The sequence below is a fragment of the Anaerococcus prevotii DSM 20548 genome (genome assembly GCF_000024105.1).
Taxonomy (GTDB): Bacteria; Bacillota; Clostridia; order Tissierellales; family Peptoniphilaceae; genus Anaerococcus; species Anaerococcus prevotii.
In genome coordinates, this window is the sequence record NC_013171.1 from 1,577,062 (window position 1) to 1,595,794 (window position 18,733).

Consider the following 18,733-nt stretch of genomic DNA (forward strand, 5'->3'; position numbering starts at 1 on the left):
TCGCTTTTTTTATAAGGGGATTGTTTCTCTTACCCCTTATATAAAGCTTAACCTTTCCCTTACTTCGACCTTGTGGAGAAGTCTCTTTGATTGATGTAAGTTCTTAGATGATTTCTATCTTTCTATTTACATGTCGTATCATACTGTAGACCTCTCACATTCGTTCGAGGTGGGTAATGTGTGAGATGTCTCCACTTCGGTCGGGATAAGGGTAATGGTAGGTTTGTTCTTTGTGGCCAGTACCATTAGACATAAGGGTGGGGGTTGCAGGAGCTTCGCTTTTTTGAGCGAAGCTTTTATCTATTTAGTCTGGTATTTTTTCTTTTGAGATAAGTAGATTCCTGCGGCGGTCATGGTTAGGACTCCTAGGATTGTGAAGCCTATCCAGACTCCTGAGCCTCCTGTGTATGGGTATTGGGCTTTTTTGTTGGTGATTTCTATTCTATTATCTGTAGAATTTTTCTTTTCACCTACTAGAAGCTCTTTCTTTTCTGCCACGCCACTTTCTTTATCAACTTTTTGGATTTTACCCCAAGCTACTTTGAATTTGTAGACTATTTTTTCGCTTAAGACGTAGCCTGTTGGGGCTTTGGTTTCTACTATTTGGTAGTTTCCATCTTCCAAGCCTTCGAAGCCAAAGTTTCCATCCTTATCAGATGTGGCTTTTCTTATAGATTCTATAGTTTTGCCATTCATTTTTTGAAGCTCAAATTCAGCTCCTGCAAGTGCTGTTTTATCATCAGCATCGACCTTCTTTAGGTATATATCTGGTTGTTTGATATTGGCTATGTCGGTTGTGACTAGGTTCATTTCACGTTGTAGATATTGGGCTTTGTAGTTAAGTGGGCTAGTATATTTCCGATGATCAGAGTACTGATTCTTTTTAGCGTATTTATCGACCACTTTCACTTCATCATTTTGGGTAAATTCGACTTTACCAGTTTTTTCGCTTATTTTTCCAATATCATAGCTTATTTTTGAACCTGCTATTTCCTCCTCACCATAAGGCATATCAACAATAACTTTGTAAGTTCTTTCGATATCTACATCATTTTTTTCTTGGCTTGTACTAGTGCCTGACCCCACTGGTTTATTTTTATCCTCATTTCTATAAGGTGGGTTGATTCTAATGGTCAAGTTTGGATTTTCTCCATTATTGATATCAACAGTGTAGGTTGAGTTATCCTTAGCTTTTATTTGGTCACCTTCGTATTGTACTACTCTGACTTCAGTGTTAGCTTGGGATAATCTTATTCCTTCGGCTTTTGATTCGAGAATTAATCTTGATTTTTCAAGCTCACTAGATTTGGCTTTAATAGTAACTATTTGCCTAAACCTTTTGTTTTCTCTATCTATTCCAACAATTTTTGTCCTTATATTTTCTTGATCTTGTCCAGTGTAAGTATTTACATCAACTATTTTCATATTATTGTATGAATCGTAGAAAGAATTTTCCCATTTGACTTTGCCATCTCTGGTTACTTCTAGGTAATAAACCCGACCAGTTTTCGTGTAGCCATCTGGAGCTCGAGTTTCCTCTAAATGATACTTACCAGCTGGTAGCTTTTTAAACTCTACAATACCATCTTTGTTTGATTCGTAGGTATAGGCTGGGTAGTTCTCACTTGGTTTGTCTGGATTCTTTTGTCCACTCTTTGGTGTTAGGGTGAATTTTGCTCCAGCTAGAGGCTCACCATCTTGATCAGTCTTTCTTATTCTTATCTGAGCTTTTCTGTAGTTTTCTAAGATTTGTTTATTCTCTTTGACATTTACAATGTTTCCATCTTTATCTACTTCAAAGCTTGAAATCGCATCTTTTGGCAAGTCATAGATCTTATCATCTGGTGTTTTTGTTTCTATGACTTCGTAATTACCAGGTGCGAGTCCTTCCCAAGAGAAGATTCCATTTTCGTCTGATGTTCTTGTTGATTTGTCCACATCGGTTCCATCTTTTATAAGTTTAAATTCTGCTCCCTTTATAGGATTTCCTATTCCTAAATCTTTAAGGGTGTTAGGATTTTCTGCTTCCTTATCGACTACATTTGATAGGACACCACCATCTACTTTTGCAAATTCAATTTTGTTTTTGAAGTTTACAAGTTTGATTTCCTTGTTGACATTTCCACTTGCGCCTGGGTTAAAGAATTGTGACCAGGTTTCGAAGTTACCTGTGTAGGTGTTTTCGTAATAGTAGTACCCATTATTTCTTAGAGTAGATACATTGTGATCTTTATAATCTACTGTGGTTTTTAGTGATTTTACATCTTTTCCTGCAAGTTGACCCTTGATTTCTATTACATAGGTGTTTCTATTGAAGGTATTTTGGTTTAGGTTATCATTAGGAATGTATATCTTTCTTGTATTACCTGTATTTCCTATTGGCTCATACCTATAGAAATCACTTATATAAGTTAGATTTTTACTAAAGTCCGCATCGTAGGAGTCTGGTAGGTCTTCATCTTTCCAGCCATCGCTATGAGATCCCCAGCCAGATTTCCTGTAAGTTTTTACTGACAAGGAGTTTTGTATGATGTCTTGATCGGCTGTGAATGTAATATTTTTGTTGGTCAAATATTTATTCCAAGGGTTGTAGTAGACAATAGCTGTGAAGGTCTTGTGCTCTGGGTCTAGCCTTAGCATGTAGGATGATATATCTGATGTTGGGTTTTGGTAGCCATTATATCCAACCTTATCATTGTATCCTCTGTAGTCTATGTTTATAGAGTCAGAGTAATGATACTTAGAATAGTCAGGATCTGTTGTATCAGTATTATGTCCTATATCAGCTGTGACTTCTATGTCTTGGGTGTGGTCTACTTTTCTTCTGTTAGGGAAGAGTTGTAGGAACATGGACATTGACTCTGGCTTGTAGTCTTTTACATATTCTGTAAAGGTGTAGGTGATTGATCTTCTATCATCATTTACCTTTGCCTTGGCAAGAAGTCCTGCAGGGCCTATGATGTTGAAGTATTGGTCACCTTTTTGACCCTTGTCATAGTAATCTTTGTTGATACCATCTAGGTCTACATTGTCGGAGAATTTGATTGTGAAATAATCTCCTGGCCTGATGTCTGCTTTTTCATCAATCTTGAATTTGTATTTGGCAAAGATACCTTCGGCCTTATTTGGATATACAACATTTGTTCTCTTTGAGTCTGCTGTTGATACAAGATCTTCTTGTTTTCCATCAAATATGATTGATTTTGATACATCATCTTTTGGTTTTTCTGGTACTTTCCATTCCTTGTCTCCACCTAGGGCTATTAGTTTCTTCTTGGTGTCTAGGATATAACCGTCTTTGGTTTTACTTTCCTTGAGCCAATAGTAGCCGTAAGGTAGGCCGGTGAACTTAACTTTACCATCAGCACCAGTTCTATAAACTTCATCTCCGATTGGAGTTTCGTCTGCGTCGGTCTTGTGGAGAGTAAATTCTACCTTTTCTAGAGGGTCTCCCTTTTCATCGACCTTTGTTAGTTCGAATTCGCCCTTGCCTGGTTTTTGGTTGATGATATGGGTTACGGTTGCCTCATTTGTACCATCTACTTCTTTTTCTATAGTCTTATTATCTTTATCTACGGTATAAATCAATACCCTACCATTTACTACTCTGAATGTTTTGATCGGGCCATTGACCTTCATGTATTTTTTGTCCTTTTCATATTCTGGAGCTTCTGGCTCTATAACCCTATAGTAGCCGTCGGTTAGGTTTGTTATTTTGAATTTACCATCATCGCCAGACTTATAGATTCCAACCGGTGGATCTGTTATTTTTTCTGGATTGAAGTTATTAACTGCTACTTCTTTTCCAGTCTCTTTACTAATATAGTAGTAAGTTTTTCTTCCATCATCACCGATTTTCGGTTTTATCATTTCCATATTTTTGGTTAATGGATAGTAACCCTTGTTTTCCTTATGGATATCGTCTGGGTCTTGTTTTTCGAGGTAGAATTTGACATCTTTTAATGGTTTTTTGCCACCTTCTGCCTTTTCATCTTCCCCGAATTTTGTAAATTCAACTTCGGTTTTCTTGTTTACGATTCTAAATGGGAAGCCTGAGTTGATGGATTTTCCATCTCCTAAATATTGACCCGAGTCAGAAATATTTCCTTTTTGTCCAGTTGTTGCTGTGCCTTTAAGTGTTACTCCTTTTTCATCTAAAACTTCTACTAATGTAGCTACAAATGGGGTTGACCAAGAATTGTCATATGAAAATCTTAGTTTGTATTTGTACTTAGACTTAGAATAACCATCTGGGGCCTCAACTTCTTCTAAGAGGTAGTCTCTTCCAAACTGGATATTGTTGTTTAAGTCTATCCTGTAAGGGGCCTCTTCCGATAGGTCTATCTCTTGTTTGTAGACATTTTTATCAGTGTTTTTTGTATCCTTTGGATCAGCATATATTTTTACTTTTAGCTTGCCCTTTGTGATATTCTTAAACTCTTTACCTTCCATAAAGCCCTTGTATAGGTTGAAGAAATATGGTTTGGACTTATTGATTACGTAGAAGGTGCCATCCTTGTCAGTAAGGACTTTAGAATTTGTAATACCTGTATTTAATAAGTTTTGGAAATTTCCAGAACTTTTAACTAATTCTTTAGTTTTTTCGCCTTCTTTATCGGTAATCTTTATTTCAAAGTATTCTTTTTGTAAGGCTCCATTTTTATCTTCATAAATCTTTATTCCTATCTGCCTATCCATCTTATCGTAGCCATCTGGAGCCTTGGTTTCCATCAATACATAGACACCCTTGGCTAGGTTTGTGATTTCAAAGTTACCATCTTCGCTTTCCACTTGGTAAGGTGGGAATTCTGATTGACCTGACTTGGCAGATTCAAGGTCATTTGGATCATTTGAAGTTTTTAGTAAGAGGAACTTGGTCTCCTTCTTTATTACATTGTCTGTATTCCTACCACCAATCTTCTTCCACTTAAGGTTTGTGGTGGTCTTGGTGTTGGTAATCTCGTAAGGATTTTTCTTACCATCTCCTTCGATATTTGAGTTTTTATTAAACTTATTATCTACATACTTTTTGTAATAGTCTGGATCATATTTTTTGAAGTATTCTTCTTCGACATCGTGACTTTTACCATCTTTGTCCTTGTAGGTTCTTACTATTTGTAGGCCATCATCTGTCTTTTCGACTTTAAATATCCACTTAAATTGTTTGTTGTCAGATTGGTAGCCTTCTGGAATACCAACCTCTTCTAGTTGGTAGATACCTTCGCCTAGACCTTGGAAGTCTACATTACCATTGGACTGTGAGCGACGTAGGGCACTGTACTTACCAGTGGCATTTGAGATTGCATCTGGTTTGTAATTTTCACCATCTTTAATTTCCGTGCCATCATAAGTGTATTTTGTTATCTTACCTTCAGGGTCATATTCTGTGACCTTCTTGCCATGGACATATTTTTTAAGTCCTGCACCTTCTTTTTCCTCATGGTATTCGTAGGACTTAGCGTCCTTATCCATTGAGAATCTTACTTTTGTAAGTCTAAAGTAAGCATCCTTTAGAGCTTTTTTATTTCCATCATCATCTAGGTCGCTAGATAGTTTCTTGAAGGAGAAATTGGTCTTGGAGTAGTTTCTGATTTTGATATCTTGGTAGTTGCCATCCTTATCATAATCAGGCTCTCCATTTGCCTTGGTCTTAAAGCCTATGGACTTATCAAGGGTACCATCTGGGTCATTTTCAAATTCAATCTTTAATTTATGAGTCACTTTATCTTGAACTACATTGAAGAACCATGGGTCTGGTTTTTCAAATTTTGTAATAGCTCTGGTTTCTTGGAGCTTGTAGCGACCAAGAGGAAGGTATTTGAATTCGAAGTGAGAGTTGGCGTAGGAGTAGATGGTCTTATCATAGCCTCCCTCAACCTTTTTACCATTCTCATCGACTTGGGTTAGCTTGAAGTCGGCAGATTCTACTGGTATATCCGCTCCTTTTTCACCCTTCTTTCCTTCGATTTTTTGGAATTTGAGGTCGATGTAGGCTTTATTATTGAAGACAATATCTAGGTTGTCTTTGCTGCCTTTTTGGAAAAGATGACCTGGTTTTTCTACCTTCACATACTTTCCATCTATCTTTTCATAGGCTACAATTTCTTGCTTCCATGCACCATCCTTGTCTGCACTGAATGTGATAGCTAGGAAGTTATCATCTAGCATATAACCATCAGCTGGCTTAGTTTCTTGGAGGATGTAGGTGCCTTGGGAGATGTTCTTGAAAAGCACTCCGGCAGATTCGGATGAAGTCTGCTTCGCACCGTTGACATCTTTGTCATATGGATCAGGTTTGATAAATTTGTCTCGGTCTGTTCCACTTTCTTTTTCTTCAAGGTTTTCGTATAGTGGCTTGCCATCAGTATTAAATTGCAAATTGCCACTTTTATCGAGTTTAGCTCTCTTGAGAGTAAAGACTGCTCCCTTTATATTTTCATAGCTAGCTAGGTCTTTTTTGACAAAGCTTAGGTCTGTTGTCTTAAGGAAGTTTGTTACCTGAACATCATCAATTCCCTTGTAAGGAGCATCTGGTCTTGCTGGGTCTGACCTGTGGTCGTCCGGGATGATTTTGGTAAATTGGTCAAAAACTCTTTTACCTTCCACTGTCCCAAAGTCTATACCTTTGACTTTTTTGCCAAGTAGTTCATCTTCTATTTTATTTTTATCTAAGGCCCAGTTTGGATCATCCTTATTTGCTGGCAATGTCTCAGTGAAGGAGAAGTTTATTTCCATGTAGTCGTCGTCAGATGGTTTTTTGAAGTTGCCATCTTTATCTTTTGCAACTTGAACCTTGAAATACCACTTCTTAGGATTGCCATTTTCATCTTTTGGTAGCCTGTAGGTTTCGTTAGGAGCATTAATCTCTGTAAGCTCATATAGACCTGGTGATAATTCTCTGAAGTAGTTATCTCCTGGAAGACCAGTCGCTTCTGATACACCATCAAAGGCCTCTTCGCCGTATACTGGAGATTTTTTATTAATTACCTGGTCGCTCTTTAGCAACTTTCTAGCTTTAAATTGAGCTCCTGTAAGAACACCACCGTTTTCATTAACCTTGGTAATTCTTAGCGGAATCCTAAAGCCTGTCTCGCCTTTATTATAAATATCCATGGTGTTACCATTGGCAATGGATACTTTTATGGTATCTTTTGCAGCTTGTATAGAATCGCTATTGATTTGATAAACCGATTGATTTGGTAGGGCCCAAGCCTTGGCTAGGCTGTCTTGTCTAGTGTAAACTAGCCTATAAGACTTGTTAGAATCAAGCTTATGGCTAAATGTTATTTTGCCTTGGTTTACAGCATCTATTGTTTCTAATGGGGCTGTGCCATTTTCTTCGAAAAGCTCGAGCTTACCTGGAGAGGAAGTAGCATCTGGTTGTACTTCCTTTCCATCAACAGATCCAGAATAGGTGAAGTTGACCTCTAGGGTCTTATCCCCCTCACTTGGTGTTGTAGAATCTTCTACAAATGTCGCACTTACTGTTACATCTGATGCTGGCATTTTGAACGTATTGCCAGTAACTGTTACTGGTTTACCTTTTGCTGTTACGACATAATTACCAAATTTATATCCTTGGGCAGGAGTTGCTGATAAGGTGATAGTTTCACCTGCTTTTGCAGATGTTGGATTCGCACTTACTGTTCCGCCTGTTTGTGGCTGATCTAGATTTACTTTATAAGTCTCTGGTGTTGTAGTAATTTCTTCAAATTCTGCACTTACTATCACATCAGATTCTGGCATATTAAATTCATAAACATTTGAATTAACTTTTGTAGTTACATCATTGCTATTTACAATTAATTTTGCTAGTTTGTAATTGTTTTCTGGTGACACTGTTAGCACAACTTTAGTTCCAGGACTTATATTTTCCTTAGGATTTGCAACTACACTACCATGTGTCATTTTTTCAAATGTGATGTTATAAGTTGTTTCTTTATTTATAGCATCTTCATTATCATATCCTTTTGCATATATGCTTGAGGTTTTCTTTTGGCCTACTCCATCTAGATAGTAACCTATTTTTAGGCCGATTTTTTCTCCCTCACTATAAGGTACTTCTAATTCTATCAGAACAGGTTTATCTGTAGTACTATCAGTAGAAAATCTTGCTAAATTGACGTTATTGTTGTATTTATCATATGGGTTTACTTTATACTTAACGTCTTTAGGTGTTCCAAGAATTTTTTCAAGTGTTGAGCCTTTATCAACTTCTTCCGCACTTAATACTTTTACACTATTATATGTTGCTGTTCCATTAAATCTTTCAAATTCTAAAAATTGTTTTATCTTTTTATTTGGATGAATTAAGATTTGTTGTCTATATGCCTTGTTTCCGTCATCTTTATTGATAGAAATAATCTTGGATTCAACCCTATTACCTGTATCATTGGTGTAGATTTTCTCAGCATCGGACTTATTAGGGTCAACACTTTGCCAACTACTAACAGATGCACCTACATTTTGTAGAACATGGTCGTCGCCTATTTCTAGTCCATCTGAGAAAGGTTGTGACATTAGTCTATTAAATTGTAATGGTTCTGATACATCAAGTCCTACCATCCTGAATCTTGGACTCATTGATGGGTCTTGTATTATGCTTCTGGCTTGAAGGCCTTGGCCAGTGAAGGCTGGGTCATCTTTGTTTTCAGATCTAATTGTTCTGCCTTTTTCGTCAACTTTTACATACCATAGCTTGGTTGTTCTTTCATAACCTGCAGGTCCTCTGAATTCTTCTAGGACGTAGTAGCCTGGTTTTAAGTTGTCGAAGGTTATGATACCTTGGTTTTCTGGTAAACTTGATGGGTCTTGGCCTATCCTAAATCTCTTGCCATTACTGTCTATAGCGTAGGATATCTTACCACCATCATTGGTTGGGAAGTTTTTATATCCGGCTATACCCATTTTATTCCTATCAGCTTCAGTCATCCTCTTAGCATCTTCTTCTGTTAGGTAGAGGATGATTGGAACACCCGGACTTACTTTTTGGATGTATTCTTTAGCATAGCCTGCTGGGTTTTTCTCTATTTCAAAACTGCTATTTGCTGTATAGAGTCTAAAGTAGGCACGTCTTAGACCTACGTCTATTTGTGGATTTTCTACAAGCTTGCCATCCTTGTCTATATAGGATAGGGCAGTACCTGTTTTTCTTATTGTGAAAGATCCTAGTTGCTCGCCTTCTTTGAAGTCGATTACACCCTTAAAGATTGCGTGGTCGCCAAGCTCTGTGTTGGAGTTTGGGTCCCTTACTATGACCTTCATCTCTCCTACATTGGCTACAGCTTCTGCTTCTACCTTTAGTAGGATGTCATTAGCCTTGTCATAGCCTTCTGGAGGATTTGTTTCTCTTAGGATGTAGTACTTACCAAATTCTAGGCCATTGAGGTGGAAGAGTCCCTTCTCATCTTGGGTAATTCCTGTTTGTATTGGTTTGAAATTGCCACTATCGTCCTTTTCTCCTATGATTGCTCCATAGAAGTCTGAGTTGTAGAGGTCGAAGCTTACTGGTTTTCCATCTTTGCCAGTAAGTTTTCTTGTTGCCTCTTCTTTATCTACGATAGGTTTGCCATCTTTATCTTTTATGATATTGCCTTGTCCATCTTTCTTAAGCTCACCTAAGTATTTCTTGAAGCTTATATCGATTTTTCTAGGCTTATTAGTTAATTCATAAACAGATTGTTCCTTATTAGGATCTATATTTACTTCAGTACCGTCTTTCTTGACTTCATAGACAGTCTTTACAAGGTCACCATTTTTGTCTTCACGAACTTCTATCCTCCAATATGAATCTGTCACTTGGTATCCATATGGGGCTTGGATTTCTGTTAGCTTGTAGTTACCTACTACTAAGTTATCGAAACGGAAGTAGCCTTTATCCTTTGATGTGTTTGAAGCACGGTCTTCTTGGCCATGTATTAAAGAATCTGTTGTCAGATCTCTTAGGTAGGTGGACCCGTCTCTGGTCCATAGGGATTCGAGTCTGAATCTAGCATCTGTTAGACCTTGTTTTTCTTCTCCCTTTGTAAATTCTCTGATTTTCCTAAATTCTATATCAGTATCTTTTGGATGGTTTCTGATTATAGTTTTACCATTTTCCTTATCTGTTGGAGCATTTTCTCCGACAAATTCTACTATAACTGTATTCTTTCCTTGAGAATCTTTACCTTCCTTAGCTTCTAAGAGGTAAAGAGGTGCTTTTTTGTAGCCGGATGGGACTACTGTTTCTTCTAGGACATAAAAACCAGCTGGAATTTGTTCAAATTTGAAGTCTGATGTGTTGCCTGTTGATGTTTTGTCATAGGCTTGGTCATAGTCAGAATCTTTTAGGCTCTTTATTTTACTTTCTGCATCTTTTAAATCTGTAGCATGAATTTTTCTTAGTCTAAATTTTGCTCCTTGTAAATTTACAAACATATTTTTCTTTGTAAATTCAAGTTTACCGAGGTTATCCTCTATATTTGTTACATTGACTTTGATTTTGTTTTCTTTATCAAGTTCTACAAGAGGTGTTTTGCCGTCAGTATCTTTTGGAACGGTGGTTTGATCGATAGTTACTTTTGTTTCAAAACCATCGTTGACATGGATTCTTGGAAGTTTTTTGGCATCGTATGAACCATTGTCTGGGTTGATTTCTTTTCTTATGACTGTGATATCAAAGTCTTTGATTTTTTCAAAACCTTGTGGGGCTTTAACTTCTTGGACCTTGTAGCTACCTGGTCTTAGGTAAAGTTTGTGAGCCTTCTTATCATCTGTTGATGTCCATTCTTTCCACTCACCTGTATCAATATTGGTAAATCTAAATTTGGCATCTTTAAGTTTTGTACCGTCTTTTTTATACTTATCAATCTCGATTGGAGCCATGACACGACCTGCGATTAGCTCTTGGTATTTACCTTCATCTGTATGTGAGTAGAATACAAGCTTAACTGAATCAGCCTTGTCATCGTCCCAGTCATTACCATCTTTATAAGAGTCTATGACTTTTTTATAAAGCCTTTTTGCCATCTCATATTGGGTAGATTGAACTGGTGGGTAGTTTTTAATCCTTGTTTCATTGTCCTTTAATAGTCTTGCTCCACTATCATGTTTTCTATCATCCTTTGTACCGTCAAAGGAATCTTCAAACAACCAACTACCATCATCGGTTCGTACTCTTGTACCTGTGAGGGTGAAATCTACCTTCCATTCATCTACGTTGTAGTTTGATGGTGCATCAAAATAATCTTTTGATAAGGCTTTACCATCTGTGAAGTGGTGGATTACCCTTTGGTACATAGACGACTCGATGAGTCTATGCATTTCTTTATTGTTGTTTTCTTGTGAGTATTCTTTTTTAACTTCTTCACCATAGAAGTAGATTTTCTTCATTAGCTCTTCCATGGCTTGGCCTTGGGTCTTATTACCATTATTTAGGTAAACTGTACCTCCTCCGAAATCCTTGCCTGGTTGGTATCCATTGCCCTTTGTTAAAAGTGTTTTTAAACTATAAGTACCAGATTGGTTATCTATAGATTCATTTAGTCTTGTTATGAGGTAGTCACCTGATACATCCTCGTGGATATCTAGGAAGACCTTGGTATTGCCTGTGTATACTGGGGCATTGACACGGTCGTTGAAACAAGATACCATATCGAAGTTTCTATTGATACGCATGATTGGGTATGGACTTTCTATATAGGCTATGTAGCCATTGGCTAGGTCTGCGTTGGAGATTTTCTCTGTAAAGAGGTTTACTCGGCCGCCTTCATAATCGTAAGACTCGTCGATGTTAAATTTCTTTTTGTCTTTTAGGTTAGGCCTAAAGTTGTAGGTATCGTCTCTTCCTCCAGTTTGATTAGAATACTCATAGGATACTATGGTACCTGGGAAGTACTGACCATTTTGTAAGACTACATCTCCTGCTTGGGTAGTTCTCCTATAGCCACCGTCTTTTAGTGGTAGGTAGTAGACCTTTTTAGCTTTTATCTTTCTTTTAGCTTGGCCATTGTTTCTATCAAAATCAGGATTATCTAGGGCTGGGTCTTGGGTCTCGCCACGTCTGATTAAATCTAGGGCGTACCAATCTACCTTAGTATCTGATTTTCTGTTTGCTGTTATGGTCCTGGTGTTGTCGTAGTAGAATCTCTCGTTGGTAAACCTATCTGTTAGGCCGAGGAAGGTTGCAGGAATATTTGTTTCAACTAGGTTGAATGGGACTTCTGCAAATCTTCTAGCACCTTCTACACCCTTTATCCATTTGAGTGGGGTTGGGATAGAGTTATATTTTTTTAGAATATCGTCTAACATGCCCTTGATGTAGTTATTATCTGGGTTGATTCTAAAGCCTATGGAGTAGGTTTCGTGAACTTGGTTAGGGTCAATTGTTGCTTTGACCTTGATGTATAATTTGTCGCCAAGATCATTTTTACTTATTTGTGAGTTTTGGCTTAAAAGTTCTCCAAGATTTGTTGAAGAAATATAACCATCTGTTGTATCTAGGTCATCCTTGTTTTTAGATGCCCTGTAGTAGATGTTTGTAAGGCCTTGGTTGGCTGATCCAAATACTGTTAGGTTTAGATTGTCAAATTTAAGTTCGTTCTTAGGGTCGATGAGCTTATCTGTATCGACTTCTATATCCCATTCTACATAGGCTCCTGTTAGTCTGGACTTATCCAAATCCACTAGCTTATCTATTACCTTTCCCTCATTATCCTTAAGTTTTTGGGAAGTTGTTCTCCAATTTAGTTGGTAAGGGTAGGTACCTGATTTAGTCTCTCCCTCATCTTTCACATGGAAGTCTGATAATACTGGAGAGTCTGATTTTTTATAAATCGTGATTGGGTCATCACTTTGAACAGGGTTGTTCTTTGGTGCCGCCTTGATTTGGACTGTGATAGGGTCTTGGTTAGCAATATTTACAATATCAAAACCAAGGATTTGATTAATCTTTAATGTAACATCACTTGTTACTTTAGATATGAAGATATACCTAATGTAATGGTCATTTCCATTCTCATAATAGGCACCGTGGGCTACTACATTTCCGCTGGCATCTCTCAGAGGTTTGATAGGGTTGTCTTTGACTGCCTTTAGGTAAGGGCCTAATTTTATATCAAAGTACCAACCTGATGGGATTGGCCAAGCAGGACTTGCCTTTACATTCATCTCTGTCTTTAGGTTAAAAGCTTTATCTTCAAAAGAGTTTGAGGATCTTGGAGTAGAATCCAATAGTAAGTTAGGCCTAAAGTTTTCCTTCCTGTCCTTTTCTACAAGAGCCTTGATGGCAGCGTCGTTGGCTGTCATTAGTTTTGCTTGGTCTTCTCTTGTGAGTTTGTATTTTTCTCCTAGGCTTGTTAGAAGATTTTGGATGTCTTCTATTCCTTTCGTTTTATCAGCGAGGGCAGCCTTTAGTTCGGCGTCTGCCTTAGAGAGATTGGAGTCTTCCTTGACTTCTATCTTGGCCTTGTTTTCTTCGTCTTTCGTAGGAGATTTTTCCTTTAAGGCCTTGAGGAGGTCTTCCTTCTCCTTAGCTTCCTTTTCTGCCTGAAGTTTATCTCTAGCTTCTTTTTCCTTGGCTTCTTGTTCTCTTTTAGCCTTCTCTTCGGCTTCTTTTTTCTCAGCAGCAGATTTTGCTTCTTCTGCCTTTTTGGCTTCTTCGGCTTGTTTTTCTACTTCTGCCTTCTTAGCTTCTTCGGCTTTTCTTTCCTCTTCGGCCTTGGCCTTTTCTTCAGCTACCTTCTTTTCTTCTTCAGTCTTTTTCGCTGCTTCTTCGTCATCGTCTGAGGAATTTTCTTCTTCCTTGACAAAGCGTGGGCTTTTGACTTCTCTGCCATTTATCTTGTGGCTTTCGATTTTGGTGTTTTTCTTATCAGTCTTACTTGTCACTGTAAGTTTAAGGATATATGAAGCAGGTATATCTAGGTCGAGCTTTTCTTGGTAAGGAACTTTTACAGAGAATTCCTTCTTTATATTAAAGCCCTTATTATCTGCCTTGTAGTAGTCAAGAGATATTTCTGTATCTTCTTTTTTGAGATTTTCTAGATTAATTGCATAGTTGATTTTGTTTTTCTCATTTACTTTGGATTCTTCATCGCCCTTGTCCTTGGAGATGATGTAATCAGTGTAGATTACCGTATCCACTTCTCCATCGTCCTTCTTGTAGGAGATAGATCTTAGGGCATCTTCTGCTTCCTTGATGTGGGTAAGCTTTAGCTCTTTGGTCTTATCTTCCTTTTCATATTCTACGAACTTGTAGGAAATTCTTTGAAGAATTAAGTTAAATTGTCCTATGTCTAGTGATAAATCCATTGAGTATAGCTTGTTTGTATCGATTGCTTTTTTATCGATCGAAGCTTCTACAGTATATGTAATCTCCTTTTCAAAGCTTGGACTTGTAAGATTAAGGCTTTGAATATCGTCTTGTTTATTTGACTTATCATCTCTTTTCTCTTCCTTGCCATCAATTTCGACCTTAGTAAGCTTGATGTCTTTGAGATCTTGGTTTGGGTTTAGCATTAGGCTTAGGCTTATCTTGTTGTTTGGGTTATGGTAAGATTTTTCCTTCTTGGCCACTTTGATATCATAGATTATTCCATCACGATTATCATTAAGCCTTGCCTTTTGGCTAAGTATGTAGTTACGAGAATCTTCCTCGGCTATGGTAGAAGCTTCTTCCTGTGGGGCTTCTTCTATGAACTCAGCTGTCTCAGCTGGATTAGTTTCTTCTATATATTCGCTATAGACTTTCTCGCCCTCTTCTATGTAGGTGTCTTCGGTCGTGTCTTCTATGTATGTATCCTCATATGTCTCTTCTCCTCCTCCGCTATCAGCAAGTCTTATGACCGTAGGCATCTCTTTAGGTCTTTTCGTGCCGGCTGAGGCGAATACGTTTGTAGGTATGGACATGGTTATAGCTAATATTAGTGAAAATAGCTTTACGATAAACTCTCTTGATCTCTTGTTCATGGTATCTCCTTTTTACAGTACTTTGTTAAAGCGAGAGGACGAAGATCCCCTTTCTAATTAAAATTTATGTAATTATATTCTCCTTTGGATACTAAATTATATTTCAAATCTTAGCATCCTTCCTATTAATATTCTAACTTAAATAAAAAATAAAAACAAGACTTTTCGAAGAATTTTATATATATTTTTTAAAAACCCAATATATCTAAAAAATGTTTCGTTATGTTTGGGTTTTTATTAAGAGTTGGAGATCGATAGTGCGGAAGTTAGGATTGGTGTAATTTTAGGTATCTCTAATGCGCTAGGGATAAAGGACACAGTCTCGAATTCGCTCGACATAAGGGAGGGCACTCACTTAGCTTTTTATAAGGAGACTTCTTCTTTCCTCCTCATATTAAGCACCAGTTTTCCCTTACTTCGACATTGTGGAGAAGTCTCCTTGATTGGGATATTTGCTTGGGTAAGTTGTTCTGTGATATTTACATGTCGTCTTAAGCTGGAGGCTTTGTTGAAGTGGAAGGAACTAATATAAGTACTTTATGACTAATTAAATCAATTCATTCAATAGAATTATAAGTTTTGAGCATAGATAAAGATTTTGAATAGTTCATTTATATATTTTTAGAATATTGAAATTCTTACGGTTTGAAGTATTATAGTAGTAACCATGAAGCTGAACACTAGCATGGAATCAAAAAAGACGAGCCTGCATGCTCGTCTTTTTGTATGCTAGTTATCATCTTTGCTATTTAACTTGTTGTCTAGCAATTTGTACAAGTAGTTACCAAGTACTTGTACTATGACATCAAGTATGAAACTGAACACTTCTCGCATAGAATCACCTCCTTCCATGCTAATGGAAGTGATGATAACATATATATTATACTTCATTTTATATAGTTTTTACTTTTCTACAGAATTATTCTCTTAATATTACTATATTAAGTAATTCTCATTCTTTTTTTCTGCATACTTGTAGTTATAGAAGTGTGATTTTTGATTATGAGATGTCTCGACTTCGCTCGACGGTAGTTTGCGTGCTCAGCTTCGCTTCACATCGCAAAGCCTCGATTAAGGGCTGCCATCAATTCACTTGCGTTCATTGTGGCCAGTACCATTAGACATAAGGGAATGTGTTATACTTATGGTTATATAAAACAATAGATACTCCCTTACTTCAACCTTGTGGAGAAGGCTCTGGTATTGGGATATTTGCTTAGATAAGTTGTTCTGCAATATATACGTGTCACCATAGACTGGAGACCCCTTGTAGCTACGCTTTGTTGAAGTAGAAGGAACTAATATAAGTACTTTATGACTAATTAAATAAATTTATTCGATAGAGCTATAAGTTTTGACAATAGATAAAGGTTTTTATAGTTGACTTATATATTTTTAGAATATTGAAATTCTTATGGTTTGAAGTACTATAATAGTAACCATGATGTTGTAGAAGAAATGCATGGTTTCGACCAAATAAAAAGACGAGCGTAGGGCTCGTCTTTTTTTATGCTAGTTATCATCGAGTATACTATCTAGCCATTTGCAGATTAAGTGACCAACTATATCTACTGCGATAGTAACTATGATGTTGTAGAATTCTCGCACGATTTCACCTCCTTCCATGCTAATGGAAGTGATGATAACATATATATTATACTTCATTTTATATAGTTTTTACTTTTCTACAGAATCATTGGATTATTTTCTTAATATTATTACATTAAGTAATTCTCATTCTTTTGTTCAGGATGCTTGTAGTTGATTTTTGATTATGAGATCTCTCGACTCCGCTTCGCTCCGCTCGAGACAAGGGATAGGTGGGGTTCGTTGATTGTTGCCAGTACCATTAGATACAAGGGTAATGTTTCTCTTTTCTTTATATGAAGTTCCAGTTTTCCCTTACTTCGACCTTGTGGAGAAGTCTCCTTGATTGGAATGTTTGCCTAGATAAGTTGTTTTTTGTTATTTACATGTCGTCATAGACTGGAGGCCTCTCGTAGCTTCCCCGTGGAAGCTCTGTCGAGGTGGAAATTTTTTACGAGATGTCTCCTCTTCGGTCGACATAAGGGGAATTCTCTACATAAAGAGAATTGAATATCTTATGAGATATCTCGACTTCGCTTCGCTCCGCTCGACGGTAGTTTGCGGATTCGACTTCGTCTCATACTCGCAAAGCCTCGATTAAGGGCTGCCATCAATTCACTTTGTTCATTGTGGCCAGGCCCATTAGATATAAGGGTAATAGCATAGATTGTTTTTATGTGAATACCACAGTTCCCTTACTTCGACCTTGTGGAGGAGTCTCCTGCTGTAGGGTGATTGTTTAAGATATCTATACTTTAATTCCTAGAATTTTATTAAATTTGGGCAAAGGAAAACTGCCCTAGGAGTTGGGCAGTCTGTTATTCTAATATTATAGTATGTTTGTGTTTTCTTATCCAACTAGTTCATGAATGTGGCCTCCGTTTTTTATTAGCATCCTGCATCTCTCTTTGCTTTCGTTGTAGGCTTTGAAGATTTGTCTTTTTCTTTCTGCATCGTAGTAGACTTTCCATGTTCCGTTTACGATGAAGTTTTTGCCCTTGTTTTTGATGAAGGCTTTTACATCATCTAGGGGGTAGCCAAGAAAGAGGCCTATTTCGTGAGGGAAGTCGTCGACTTTTAATCTTATTGCTAGCCTGTTAAGGCATTTGGCTAGATTTATATCATCGTAGCCAAAGTTTCTTATGAAAGTTTTTATTTCTTCATCTTTTAGGATGGTCTCAAGTTTACTTTTTCTATAAGCAAGTACTAGGAATCCTTTTTCCTTCTTGGCTATAATCTTAAACTTTAGGTCGCAAGATTGGCATAGCTTGATGGCCTCTTCCCAAGACTTTATTACATTTCTTACATAAGTAAGGTCAGTTGATCTAATCTGGAAGAGGTTGGCTGCCTTTATCCCGCATAGGACCGGAGATGCATGAAAGACTAAGAGATCTTCCTGCATTAGATTTTCTCTAGAAGAGTTTTGGCGAGATTTCTCACTGACTCAAGAGCTTCTTCGTCTGGATCATCGTAGGCAATTAGGCCGTCTGCTGCTAGGTTGATTCCGTCATCCTTTGCTCTTTCTTGCCAGTCATACATCCATTGGCCATCGTTCCATTCGTATGATCCGAAAAGGACTGTTGGCTTGTTGTCAAGCTTGTCTTCAACTTCTTCAAACATTGGCTCAAACTCTCCGTCTTCTAGTTGTTCATTTCCCATTGCAGGACATCCAAAGGCGAAGGCATCGAAGTCAGAAATATTATCTGAGCTAAACTCTCCTGCGAAGAATAGTTCTGCTTCGCTACCATTTGCCTTTACTGCTTGTACGAATTCTTCTGCCATCTTTTCTGTGTTACCTGTTCCTGACCAATATACTACTGCTACTTTTGCCATAATTTTCTCCTTTATTGTTTATTATTTTTATGTTAACCTCATCTCAATTGATGATAGTGATAACCTTTATCAGTTTTCTTGTAAAAAAAATTACATTCTTTATAAATTAGTATTGAAGTTTTGTGAAATCGCCTCTTGATGGGTCTTATTATTTTGTGCTTGCTACGTCCTTATGTAAGAACTTCTAGCAACCGCAACCACAAGAAGTGTGATTATCGTTTTTGTGATTTGATGAGCTGCAAGCTGTGCAATCTTTGCATCCTGCATGACCATCTGCTGATATAAATCTTGTGTAAATCACATAGGCGCATATGCCGAGGATTATTATTAGTAAAATTATTGATTGAATGTTCATGTTATCTCCTTT

At 37.3% G+C, this 18,733-nt stretch carries 4 protein-coding genes; all 4 read right to left on the bottom strand.

Features of this window, described 5'->3' with window-relative positions; genetic code table 11:
• Positions 1-300 precede the first annotated feature (300 nt).
• On the bottom strand, positions 301-14,946 hold the full coding sequence (locus APRE_RS09835) for a SpaA isopeptide-forming pilin-related protein (protein ID WP_015778373.1): 14,646 nt from the start codon (positions 14,944-14,946) through the stop codon (positions 301-303).
• A gap of 2,437 nt (positions 14,947-17,383) precedes the next feature.
• Positions 17,384-17,935, bottom strand: a complete 552-nt coding sequence (locus tag APRE_RS07475) for a DUF3793 family protein (RefSeq protein WP_015778374.1) — start codon at positions 17,933-17,935, stop codon at positions 17,384-17,386.
• Positions 17,935-18,366 (bottom strand): flavodoxin, encoded by a 432-nt coding sequence (locus APRE_RS07480; RefSeq protein ID WP_015778375.1) that lies wholly within the window; start codon positions 18,364-18,366, stop codon positions 17,935-17,937. The genes APRE_RS07475 and APRE_RS07480 overlap by 1 nt, the downstream gene beginning before the upstream one ends.
• Positions 18,367-18,550: 184 nt before the next feature.
• The gene (locus APRE_RS09635) at positions 18,551-18,721 is read right to left on the bottom strand and encodes a hypothetical protein (RefSeq protein WP_015778376.1); all 171 of its coding nucleotides are present in this window, start codon (positions 18,719-18,721) and stop codon (positions 18,551-18,553) included.
• Between the last annotated feature and the right edge of the window lie 12 nt (positions 18,722-18,733).